This is a genomic window from Pseudomonas fluorescens, from assembly GCF_005938625.1.
Taxonomy (GTDB): domain Bacteria; phylum Pseudomonadota; class Gammaproteobacteria; order Pseudomonadales; family Pseudomonadaceae; genus Aquipseudomonas; species Aquipseudomonas fluorescens_BD.
Map to the genome: position 1 here is coordinate 46,408 of NZ_VCNJ01000036.1, position 11,363 is coordinate 57,770.

The following is an 11,363-nucleotide window of genomic DNA, read 5'->3' on the forward strand; positions in this document are numbered from 1 at the left end:
TCTTGTACAGTTTTTGTATGAGAGTAGTCATACTATTAGTTTGGATGGACCTCATTGAAAGTTTCATGAAAGGAATCGTCGATAAATATCTATTAACGTTTTCGTACATAAATTTCATATTCAAGAATGAGGACATAAGCGCCAACTTCAATTAAAATCCTTCCCGTTCGCCCAGTGTCAGGGCTCTTTACCGGTGCATGGATTGCCAGGCCATTACACTGGGCGAACACCTCTTCGGAGTGGATGTATACAATTTCTGCAAACAAAAAGGGCGACTTTATAGTCGCCCTTTTTGTTTGCTGTGAATTAGACCGAGTTGTGCGCTTCAGCCTTGTCTTGCTGCTCCTTGAAAGCGCTTCAGCGTGGCCTGATACATTCTTGTCCTGCGGTGATTTGCCCCGTAGGTGCCCGCAGCCGCGACGGTTCCGGACTGGATGTGATCCAGATAGCGGAAAATCTTGCGCGGCGACAGGAACTTGATGCCATAGCCCAGGCTGCTCATGCGATCTTGCAGCGCATAACCCGGCACCTGTTCATCCATGCAGAAGTGCAGGCCTTGGGACTTCATCAAACGTGCATTCCACAATGTGCAGAAACTTTTCAGATGGGTTTCTTTGTACGGTCTTGGCATTTTCGAACGCAGGCCCAGACGCACTTTTGCTCTGCGAACATAGTGCTTGCAGAAGCGAGAAGTTAAGCGCCAGGTATCACGAACAATGCCGCGATTGAGTTGTTCGACACAACCTACCGCTGCCATGTCTGGGATTTTCGTGCACTCGCGCATCATCATGGCAAACACTTCCTTGTCGTAGACAAAGGTATCGGTGTGCAACAGAAACAGATAATCGGTGTCGACTTTTTCCAGCGCCAGATCCAGTGCTTTACCGTGCGCAATATGCCCGGCTTCCTTGCCCGGCGAAGGCCGTTCAATCAAGTTGATCCAATCGAGCGAACGCAAGTAATCGAGACTGGCGTCCGCCGAATCGTTATCCACCACCCACACCGGAATGCGTTTTTCCTGGACATGCTCACGCAAAAGCTCAAGGCACATTCTGGTGATGTCCGGGGTTTTGTAATTTACCAAGACAAGGCTGAAATTCGGCGATGGCTGGGTTGGTAAATCAAACGCTTTCATGTCAGAAGGGCTCATCCGCTATTCAAGGGCAACAGGGTTTCGTGGCCGCGATCGTAGCGACGCAACCTTAGTCGAACCTTAATTTGCGGATTGGGTAGCCGGCAGAGTGTGTCGAAGTGAGACCGCTGGTCTTGTGAAATGCATGGGGTGCTGCCGGTCATTACCGGATAAAATGCGCGCCCCTCTCACGTTCAAGGAAGAAACGGCGCGCGCCGTTGTGTCACGGATGAAACCACTTTCCCTCTACCACCCGGTCTTGTACTGGCTGCGCGTGTGGCAAAAAAGACTGTTCCGCCAGATTGCCTGGCACTGTTCCAGCAAACGCTACGCACGCCCCGTCGCCACGGCCGAGCGCCTGCCTTATCGCTACCTCAAACACACCTCGAAACTCATCCGCAAACTCGGCGACTCCGACCTCGCCCTGCAACACAACAAAGTCATCAACCTCAAACTCGCCGTCGCCGCCATCGACAGCGTCATCATCGCCCCCGGCGAACACTTCTCCTTCTGCCGCCTCGTCGGCCGCCCGACGTTGAAGCGTGGCTACGTTGAAGGCATGGAACTGTCCTTCGGCGAGGCTCGACGCGGGGTAGGCGGTGGCATTTGCCAACTGAGCAACCTGATTCACTGGATGGCCATTCATTCGCCGCTGGTGGTGGTCGAACGCTCCAACCACAGCTTCGACCCGTTTCCGGATGAAGGGCGGGTGCTGCCGTTCGGGTCAGGGGCAGCGATTTTCTATAACTACGTTGATCTGGTGCTGCATAACCCGACGGATCGGAGCTTTCAGCTGAAGTTGAACGTCGGCGAGACACAACTCGAAGGGGAGTTGTTGTGTGATCGGGTGAGGGAATATCGCTATCACGTGTTTCAAGAGGCACATCGGTTTGTTCGGGAGGGTGCGCGGGTGTATCGGGAGAACGAGATTTGGCGAGAGGTCAGGGAAAAGGGGCAGGTGGGGCAGTTGGTGGAAAGGGAGAGGCTTTATCGGAATCGGGTCGTGGTGAAGTATGAGGTGGCGGGGGAACTGGTTGAATAGATGCATCGTGAATGCGGGGCTTCAGCTTTGATGACGTAAGTGTTGTTCTTCAGTTATTCGTGGATTTTTTATGTGGGTTAGCTGTTTACCGAGTAAGGGGGCAGGCTATTCGGGGGGAGACCACTTCTAGAAGAAAGAAAACGTGGTTTATCCCCCATTGTTCCCAATCGCCGTCGGTGATCGTAGAGCGCTCCAGCCGCAGCTTCGTCCGCTCCGGGATCAGGCCCCGGCTCCGGGGAGGTGATTTTCTTTAACTACCAGGAGATCTCAGTATCCATAAACAGGGACGAAATAAGAAAGCGGTGGGTGCGTTTTTTTCCATTCCTCTGCGAATAGAAGGCCTTGCTTGATTTCTTGCTCCGTCATTTTTTCAGCTATATCAGGCAGTATCATCCTTCCATCTTCACCTGCTGTCCCGCCGCCCTCGAATTTCGACATCAGATAGGCTAGTCCATAAGCCTCAATCATGTTTTTTGGATAGTCTAGATCGTTTGGCAAATGGGCTACGCTGAGTGCGTAATTGCCGACTGCGCTGGCGTAACCGTTTTCGGCCGATTTTTTCAGCCAATAAGCAACTTCTTCTTTCTTGCCATCATGTTCGAATAGATAGTTGGCATAAAGATACATTGCCTTGGGATATCCACCTTCAGCTGAGGCTTTGTACCACTTTTGAATGGTTTTATCGCGGCTACCCGGAATAAGAAACCAACCCTCACCATCTTTGTACTCACCAGCGAGCGTTTTTTGAGCAAATCCACTGCCTGCTGTCGCTGCCTTTTCTAACCATTGCAAACCTTGGCTAGCGGTAAATAAAACAATCATTGCCTCAGTATCGCCTTTCTCGGCGCGTTCATTTGCAATCTGCAGCGCATAACTCCGCCATTCTTCATCGTTTTTACCTGAGCAACTTTGCATCTCTTTGCACAAGTCATGCGCACTCAGCCGAAGCATTGCGTACAAATTTCCTTGATTAGCTGCGGATTTGTACCATTTTTTTGCATCTTCGGTGGTGTAGCGGTTGCTGAGGCGGATAGCCTCTCCCAGGTAATATTGCGCTGTACTGTCCCCTGCATCTGCCGCGATTTTCAGTAGTGGCTGTGAATCGTACCAATCACTTTGTTGATAAAGGATAATCCCGTTATTTCTTGCTAATAGCTGTTCTGTTGTTAGCTGTGCGAAAGCTGGAGTGAATAAAAATATTGAGTATAAATTGATGATATATATTATTTTAGTCAATGATTCGTCCTGTATGGAAAGCTTTGACTATTTGAATGGGGGGGGATGATGGCCAGTGTATACGTTCGATTAAGTATGGTCGCTATAGGTTTTTTCTCTGGTGCAAAAAAGTCTATCTTTCAATGGTGTTTTTAATCGGGGGCATTCCACATGTAAAACATGATAAACCGTGTTCTGCCCCTGAATGTAATTGAGCGAAGGTAGGGTTGTTAGAAATGTTTGATCGTCTAGTATCCGTATATTGGGTCAAAATAAGATAAGGGAGGGTGATTTTTTTTCCATTCTTTCGAAAACTCAATTCCTTCTGTTATTTCTACAGGATTCATCTTTTTAGCCAGATCCGGGAGCAGTCGCTTTGCATCTTCTGGTGCTGTTCCTGCCTCCAGTTTTGAAAGTAAAAGCGTCAAACCGTATGCTTCAATCAGATTTTCTGGGTAACCAAGTTCATTGGAAGGATCTGAAATTTTGTATGCGTAGGTGCCAACTGCATCTATATGACTGTGTTCCGCTGATTTTTTCACCCAGTATGCGATCTCTTCTTTACTACCATTATGGTCGTATAAGTAATTCGCATATAGGAACATACCTCTCGGGTTACCGCCTTCCGATGACGCTTTAAACCATTTGATAATCGCTTTTTCTCGACTACCTGGAATCAAAAACCACCCGGCACCGCTTTTGTAAGCGCTAGCCAGCATTTGTTGTGCGTAACTGTCACCTGCTTCGGCCGCTTTCTCAAGCCATGGCAGGCCCTGACCAGCCGTATACAGGACGGTCATTGCTTCTGTGTCGCCTTTTTTTGCTCGTTCTTGAGCCGTTGTTAGTGAACGCTCTCGCCAGTCCACTCCATTTTTATCTGTGCAGGCACCCATACTTCCGCACAAATCATTTTTGTTGCTTAAGCGGAGCATTGCATATAAAAAACCTTGCTCAGCTGAGGCCTCATACCATTTTTTTGCGTCTGGAGTGATATAGCGCTGACTGAGTCTAATAGCTTCGCCCAAATAATATTGTGCGTCACGATCCCCTGCCTCTGCAGCAATGTTCAGGAAGGGCTGGGAGTCGTACCAGTCGCTCTGCTGAAAAATAGCGATACCCGTGTCTTTTGCATTTTTTTGTGTTGGTGTCAGTTCGGCGTTTGCTGTTCCGCACAATGCAAAGTAGGCAATAAATAACCAAGTGTAATGTTTAATCAATGTTTGGCCCTTTATAGATGCTTTTGATCTTTTGAATAGGTGCGAACGCTGGACCTTTGTATTCGGTTTGATAACTGCAATGGTCGTTCAGGCGAGCGCCCATAGTCGAAACTAGCGCTCTGTATCGATTTCTCATTTCGTTAGTGCCAACTTGCAATGACAAAACACGCTCGGCCATGAAGGTGTCCAATTTAAGCTTGTTTTTGCAGTAAACGGATCCTGCCTGACTTGACCGCGCTCCGTCTCTGTTCATGCGAATAATCGCTTCTTCAAACTGTAGGGAAGCATTAGTCTTGTTTGAAATCCAGGTTAAACACTTCTCTATTGCTCGCTGTTGTAGGAGATGTGTCTGTTCTTCATCAAAAACTTCAGCTTGCTCATCTTCTTCGAAGGTGAAAGCTTTTGGAGGAGCGCATAATGCTAAAAGGAGCGGCCCTAAAGCCTCTGGCTGGAGATTAAAAACCCAATCCTGTATAGCTTTCTGGTTCTTATCTCTAATTAACGTATAAGCAATCAACCCCCCACGCCCACCCTCAGTCAGCGCATCAAATATCCCTTTAACAATCGCATACCCACGCACATAGGCAAACGCCACATCGATACCAGTGGCTCCGAGGAAGCTCAGTTTTTGCAGGTAGTCCAAGGCTTCGCCATCGACCCACTCAAGATCCTTGTATTGGTTCGCGGCCATTTCCTGTCGCACCAGTTCCGTCAAGGCTACGATGCTGTCGTAGCCGACTTCAAAGGTCAAATACCCTTTGACGCCTGCGCCCCAGACCAGAGCGCCCTTGATCGATAACAGCAATAGGCCGTTTTGCATCCGCAGTTGCATGTCGCCGGTGTAGCCGGCGCCGATGGCCACGGCCACTTCAACTTCCAGTTTGGCCATAGGGCGCCACTGGTTGGCTGAAATGCGATTGGGCACGGGAGCAGGCGGGAGGACGCTTGGGGGAGGGCACCAGAACAGTTTGCCGGTGACTTTGCACCCGGCTTGGGCGCCGGCAAACACTTCGAACTTGGCGAGGTCGCCAGATTTTTCAGCGATGTCCACACCGACCAGGCTGGTGTAGCCAGTTTTCTGGTCCAGGGTCAGGTCGCGCGACAGCATGAGGCTTGCGCCAGCGAATCCCCAGGCCTTGGCTTCCAGATCCAGAGACAGTTTGCCGAAGTTGACGCTGCGCACGCTGCCGTCCTGGGCCTTGTATTTCGCGACCCAAGGATCGGCTTTTGCCCGTTTCGGGAATTCGACTTTGAGTAAGCTGACTTCCCCGCGCCACGCAGTTACATCCAGTGCTACTTCTACGTTGGCAATCTGAGGGGAACCACTTTTCAGAGTGGGGCCTTCCATTTTGACTTCGGACAGCAGGTTGGCGCTTTCCGGGAGCAAGCATCGAACCAGTTGGGCCTGCGGGCTGTTGTCGAACAGCATGAGGTTGCGCAACTGCTTATCTTCGAAAACCATGGCTTTGAGGTTTTCGCCCCAGCTTTTGCGTTTGGCTTCGGCTTTGATGCTTTCGACTCTGTAGCCTTTGGCTTCCAGTGCGCTAAAGAATTTTTCAGGCACGAAAAGTCCATGTTCATCGAACCATGGTCCCTTTTCATCGAACTGCAGCGCGCCTTCTTGTTCTAGCCAATCACTGAATATCCGGTCGTCGTCGGATTCTTTGGCAATCGATTTGGGCAAGCTGGTCGTGAGTTCTTTGAGTTGACCCTCGAATGCGTTGCCGCTGACCTGCGCCAGATGTTTCAGGCTGATGTGGTTCAGGATCGTCGTCGACGATGCGCTGCTGAGCTCACGCAGTGGAATGTTTGTTTTGGCCAGTCGTTCGAGGGGTTTTGGCTTGTAGCTTTCCGCGTCCCAGAGAAACAGACGGGGCGGCTTCAGTGTTCGAACGCGTGCTTCGGCGGTGTTCTGAATTCGCTCTGCCTCGTCATTCAGGTCGTACCACTGTTTCTGCAAGCTGACGAAGAGCACGCCGGGTGGCGCTGATTTTCCGCCAGTGGCCGAGACCCATTGGGAGTAACGTTCTTCGATCTTTTTCTCAAGCTCATCGCGTTTGGTGGTCAGCTCGATGAATGCCTGAAAATCCTCGGTACCGGCGTATTGGTCATCGGGACTCAGCGCAAACTCGGGAACTGCAATCCCGCACTCGGCAAGCTCGACGATGGCATTGATGTACTTGGACATCAGGTCTTTCAACGCCAGGATGTTGATTTGCACACCCTTGAGTTTCTTTTCGTCGATCTCGCCGGTTTCAATCAACTTTTTGTGAAGGGCCTTATATTCTTTCAGATGTTCCCAAGCCGAGGCGATCTTCTTGGTGCCTGGATCGAACATTTTGTAGCCGTGGGCTTTCGCCTTGTCGCGCTCTTTAATGTACGTATCGATGGCTTCACAGGCCTTTAACGCGCGCGGGGTATAGAAGACGCCGTTTTCTCGTTTGTACCCCAACGTTTTTGCTTTTTCGTCGGAAACTTTTTCGAGGGTTTCCATGTTTTTCTGGTTTTTCTCGATGCGTTGTCCAGCGTGGAACATCTCGCGCTCGGCGTGCATCGTGGCGTCGCTATCACCCTTGGCTTTTGCCGCCTCCCAATCCTTGCGGCACTGCGCCTTTTTGGCAGTATCTTCGGGGATTGCCGACTTCGACGCCAGGTAACTGCTATGTTGCTCGCCTTCGAGAAAGGCTTCCGGGCCTGGGGTGAGGAAGTAGTCCATCAAACCCGCGTCGGCGATGTTGCTCATGCGCGTGGCTTTATCAGCGTCGACGGTTTTCTGTTTGAGCAGGCTGACGCTTTCCTTGAGTTTCTCGGACGTGCGCTTGGGCAACAGCCAGAAACGGCGCTGACCAGTGACGTAGATGATGTCGTCATAGCTGCTGCTGCAGCCCGGCTTCTTGTCTTTGCAGAACGTTTCCGCGTCGGCAGTCTTTTTTGGTGGATCGGCCGGAATGACAACAGGTGGTTGTTCTGGCGCGGGTGTTTGTTCGGACGTACCTGTCATCTCAGACTTCCAGTCGTTGTACTTTCTCGAATGCCGGCATGTCGCTGCTCAGCACGTTCATGACGTCGGTGCGGGCCTGCAACGGACCTTGGTTCAGATTCGGCAGCAGGTGCTCAAGATGACGTCCTTCTTCAATGCCGTGATCCACCAGCAGTTGTAAATTATCGGCCACGTCAGACAATTGCGAATCCGATAAGCCCGCTGCGGACTCGGCGTTCCGCAGCCGAATCCAGTACCACCAGCGGATCTCATCAAACGCTATCAGCGTGTCGCTCTTCAGGTGCAGCGGATATTTTTGTTCGCCATTAGAGGCATCAACTTTTTCTGTTTGTTCCCAAACACGCCATTGTTGATCGTCGCTGTGGGCGGGCGGGGTGTAGACGCTGGCCCAAGGGCCGAACAGCGCTCGGGCGGGTACCGTCAGCGCCAGCGCGCTCCAGAATGCCGGGTCGTAGTAGCGCGCCAGCGAGTCACCATGAGACGGGTCGTTCATGCGCAGGAGGCGACGAGCATGCAAGAGCGCGGTCTCTGGCTTTTCACGCGAGGTCAGCAAAATTCCCGCGCGGTTGTCGCGGCATAGCTCTATGGCTTGGGCGGCGGCAGGACTTCCCGGTGTCAGTTGCAGCCAGATCGGACTGACATCATTCATTTCGGCAAACGGCGTGTCCTGAAACAGCTTTTCAACACCATTCAACCCGGACTGTTGATAAAGCTTTTCCAGAGCCCGAGGCTGGCGAACGCTGTCGATGATGCCATACAGGGTGCGGTTTCCACTGTTGCCCGATGGCGTTGTGGCCACGGGTTGTTCAAGGAAATGACTCAGCCATTCAGACATGGGCAAACCTCTCGCGAGCAAGCGCCATTGGCTTGCTTTCCACAGATCGGAACAAGGGGCAGGCCTTGAACGCTTTTTCGTACAAACGGATTGGTCATTGGCGGGACTAACACCTTGCCAGCCTTGTCGGCGTCAGCCTGTTTCACGACGCCCGGCAACAAAGGAGCCGCACCGGTGCCGCTCCCCGGACTACCCCCGGAGTTCATATTGATCACCGGCCCACTCATGGTCACACCACCAGCATCAATCTTGATAAAGCTGCCGCCGCCGATCAGGGTCAGCTCTGCGCCGGCCTCCATCACCACTTTCATACCACTGCTCAGGTGGATTTCTTGCCCTGCATCGATGAACTGCCCGGTGCCGATCTTGATGTGCTGATTGACGCCGACGGTCAGGTGGTCGTTGGCGCGGGTTTCGACTTTGCGGTCGTCGTAGACGGTGTGGTGTTCTTCGGCCTTGAACTCGCTGTAGCTGTTCTGTTCGACGGTGTCGTGGCGTTCGTTGCCGACGCGGATTTTCTGGTCGTGCTCGATGTTTTCGTCCCAGTCGCGCTGGGCGTGCAGGTAGATCTGTTCCTGACCTTTTTTATCTTCGATGCGCAGTTCGTTGTAGCCGCCACCGCCCATCGAGCTGAGGGTCTTGAAGGTGCTGCGGGTTTTGTTCGCCGGCAGTGGATAGGGGACGGTGTTTTCCTTGTGGTACAGGCAGCCGCTGATCAGCGGTTGATCGGGGTCGCCTTCAAGGAAGGTCACCAGCACTTCCATGCCGATGCGCGGGATGGCGATGCCGCCGTATTGCGCGCCGGCCCAGGCGCTGGAGACGCGCAGCCAGCAACTGGTTTTGTCGTCGGCCTCGCCTTCGCGGTCCCAGTGGAACTGGACTTTGACGCGGCCGTACTCGTCGCAGTGAATCTCTTCGCCTTTCGGGCCGGTGACCACGGCGCTCTGGCTGCCGAGGATGCGCGGTTTCGGGTGGCGCAGGGGCGGGCGATTTGGCACGTCCCATGGGGTGGCCTGGAAGCGGTTGCGGTAGCCCTGGTGGAAATCGTCTTTGAGTGCGGTGGTGTCGCTGGTCACCGACTCTTCGAGGACTTGCGGTTGCTTGCCTTCGTGGTGGACTTCGGTGAGCAGCCAGAGGTCATTCCATTTGGCTTTCGGGTGCGCGGTCAGGGCGAGGAAGTGGCCGCTGACCAGCAACGGCTGATCACTCTTGCCTTCGGCGAGCTGGAAGTCGCTGCGATGGCGTTCGAGGGCGCGTTTGGCCAGGTGTTTGCCGCGCTCGCGGTCGATGAAACGACCCGGATAATCGTAGTCTTCGAGGTCGGGCAGGGCGTCGCCGCGCTGTTCGCTTTCCAGGGTGATGCGTGGTTTTTCGAAATCGTAATCGCGGCGGGTGGTGCGGCTGGTGCGGGTTTCCAGGCGCAGGTCGAAGCGCTTGATCACCGGGTCGCTGGCGACCATGCCGGAGTCTTGCTGATAGGCCACAGGCTTGAGTTTCGGGAACACCGTCTGGTCATCGCCGAACACCAGTTTGTGCGCCGTCGCCGTGTGTTCGAAGTGGTAGTGAATACCTTCTTCCTCGCACAGGCGCTGGATGAAATGCAGGTCCGATTCATCGTATTGCACGCAGTAGATGCGCTCGGGATAGATCGAACCGGTCTTGAATTCGTAGGCGTTGCTTTGGATACCGTGCTCTTCGAGAACCATACCGATGATTTTTGGCACGGTGAGGTTCTGGAAAATCCGTTGATTGACGCGATGCGCCAGGTATGACAATTGCGGGCGCAGGGTCACCGAATAACGGGTCAGGCGCTTGCCGGAATCACCTTGCGCGGCGCGATAGATCTGGCCATGGATGCCGCTGCCGTCGGGCGACAGTTGCAGGAAGGCCGGTTTGTGCAGCAGGGTTTCGAGGTCCAGCGACGGCTGCTCACTGACCAGCTCCACCTCGAAGACAAAAGGCTGGCTGATGGCTTCCCGACCGGTGAGGGTAAACACCTGGAAATCGGCGGAAAGACCTTCGATGGTCAGGGCAAAGTGGGTTTCATTGGCCGGCGCGAACATCCCTTGTTCCTCGTGCTGTACAGCGGCGTTCGTCGACGACCGCAAAGCGGCTCAACGTACGCGAAATTCTGGAGGGCGAAAACAACATCGACCAGCAGAGCTGGCCGATGCTTGTAACGATCAGCCGTAATTAAACGACTGGAGCACGCCAGTCATCGGAACCCGAAGTACCGGATACTTCGTGGGTCCAGGTGATTTTGCGGTAGGTGAACTGCACTTCTTCCAGGTGGGTGAAGTGAGCGTTGCCTGGATCCTGGCAGTTGTGCATTTTGTTGTTGATGGCGACGATGATCGCGTCTTCCAGTTTGGTGGTGTAGTAGTGCTCTTGAGTACCTTGAGCCGAAGTACGGTACCACTGGATAACGATTTCGCTCATGCGCTCGCCGGAGGTCAGAGCTGCTTGCAGCAGAGGCGAAGCTTTGTCGTAGACCTTGGTGATCACAACTGGCTTGTGAACGCGTTGGCCGGTTGGCTGACCGGATTGCGGGTCACGCGGGATGATCACGTCGTGGGTGAAAGCCTGAACCATAACCTGGTCTTCGTGGCCTTCCTGGTAGGTGTTGCCTACGGAGTCAGCGGTGAAAGCGCCTGCAGTGATCAGGCCTTGTTTTTCGCCGGTAACCGACATGTACGCTGGTGTTGCCATGGGGTGCTCTCCTTGCGGAATAATTTAAGGTGCCCGGGAGGCGAAATCGCCCGGTGGGTGCCTGACTGTTATCAAGGAGCGTGCCAACAATTGTGCGGGCCATGCGGGCCGGGGTGTTTGTCTGATTTTTCAGGCGCTTGTGCGAAATAAAGCGCTCGTCGAATGCAAAAGTGCGCAAGAAGTTGCGCAGTACTGCGCAACTTCTTGCGCAC

8 protein-coding genes are annotated in these 11,363 nt (G+C 53.2%); 1 reads left to right on the forward strand and 7 read right to left on the reverse strand.

What is annotated here, in order from left to right:
- Positions 1-325: 325 nt before the first annotated feature.
- The gene (locus FGA82_RS21610) at positions 326-1,135 is read right to left on the reverse strand and encodes a glycosyltransferase family 2 protein (RefSeq protein WP_141128673.1); all 810 of its coding nucleotides are present in this window, start codon (positions 1,133-1,135) and stop codon (positions 326-328) included.
- Positions 1,136-1,361: 226 nt separating this feature from the next.
- Here FGA82_RS21610 and FGA82_RS21615 point away from each other — a divergent pair, with 226 nt between their 5' ends.
- Positions 1,362-2,174: a VanW family protein gene (locus FGA82_RS21615; protein WP_141128680.1), complete on the forward strand. Its 813-nt coding sequence runs from the start codon at positions 1,362-1,364 to the stop codon at positions 2,172-2,174.
- Between the two features lie 267 nt (positions 2,175-2,441).
- Here the strand turns inward: FGA82_RS21615 and FGA82_RS21620 are convergent, their stop codons facing one another.
- The 6 genes from FGA82_RS21620 to FGA82_RS21645 form a co-directional block, all read right to left on the reverse strand.
- Complete coding sequence (locus FGA82_RS21620; RefSeq protein ID WP_141128674.1) at positions 2,442-3,410, reverse strand: tetratricopeptide repeat protein; 969 nt, start codon at positions 3,408-3,410, stop codon at positions 2,442-2,444.
- Positions 3,411-3,637: 227 nt separating this feature from the next.
- Entirely contained in the window at positions 3,638-4,606 is a 969-nt protein-coding gene (locus FGA82_RS21625; RefSeq protein WP_141128675.1) for a tetratricopeptide repeat protein, read from the reverse strand.
- Positions 4,599-7,607 carry a hypothetical protein gene (locus tag FGA82_RS21630; protein ID WP_141128676.1) on the reverse strand — a complete coding sequence of 1,003 codons (3,009 nt, stop codon included), beginning with the start codon at positions 7,605-7,607 and terminating at the stop codon, positions 4,599-4,601. Before FGA82_RS21630 ends, FGA82_RS21625 begins: the two co-directional genes overlap by 8 nt.
- 1 nt (position 7,608) lies before the next feature.
- Complete coding sequence (locus FGA82_RS21635) at positions 7,609-8,442, reverse strand: DUF4123 domain-containing protein (protein WP_141128677.1); 834 nt, start codon at positions 8,440-8,442, stop codon at positions 7,609-7,611.
- On the reverse strand, positions 8,427-10,505 hold the full coding sequence (gene tssI, locus FGA82_RS21640; protein WP_171057327.1) for a type VI secretion system tip protein TssI/VgrG: 2,079 nt from the start codon (positions 10,503-10,505) through the stop codon (positions 8,427-8,429). The genes FGA82_RS21635 and tssI overlap by 16 nt, the downstream gene beginning before the upstream one ends.
- Positions 10,506-10,635: 130 nt before the next feature.
- Positions 10,636-11,151, reverse strand: a complete 516-nt coding sequence (locus FGA82_RS21645; RefSeq protein WP_007949952.1) for an Hcp family type VI secretion system effector — start codon at positions 11,149-11,151, stop codon at positions 10,636-10,638.
- Between the last annotated feature and the right edge of the window lie 212 nt (positions 11,152-11,363).

Bases quoted from the DNA above. Each gene is read 5' to 3' on its own strand.
- tssI (WP_171057327.1), bottom strand. From the start codon at position 10,505: ATGTTCGCGCCGGCCAATGAAACCCACTTTGCCCTGACCATCGAAGGT.
- FGA82_RS21615 (WP_141128680.1), top strand. From the start codon at position 1,362: ATGAAACCACTTTCCCTCTACCACCCGGTCTTGTACTGGCTGCGCGTG.
- FGA82_RS21610 (WP_141128673.1), bottom strand. From the start codon at position 1,135: ATGAAAGCGTTTGATTTACCAACCCAGCCATCGCCGAATTTCAGCCTT.
- FGA82_RS21635 (WP_141128677.1), bottom strand. From the start codon at position 8,442: ATGTCTGAATGGCTGAGTCATTTCCTTGAACAACCCGTGGCCACAACG.
- FGA82_RS21645 (WP_007949952.1), bottom strand. From the start codon at position 11,151: ATGGCAACACCAGCGTACATGTCGGTTACCGGCGAAAAACAAGGCCTG.
- FGA82_RS21630 (WP_141128676.1), bottom strand. From the start codon at position 7,607: ATGACAGGTACGTCCGAACAAACACCCGCGCCAGAACAACCACCTGTT.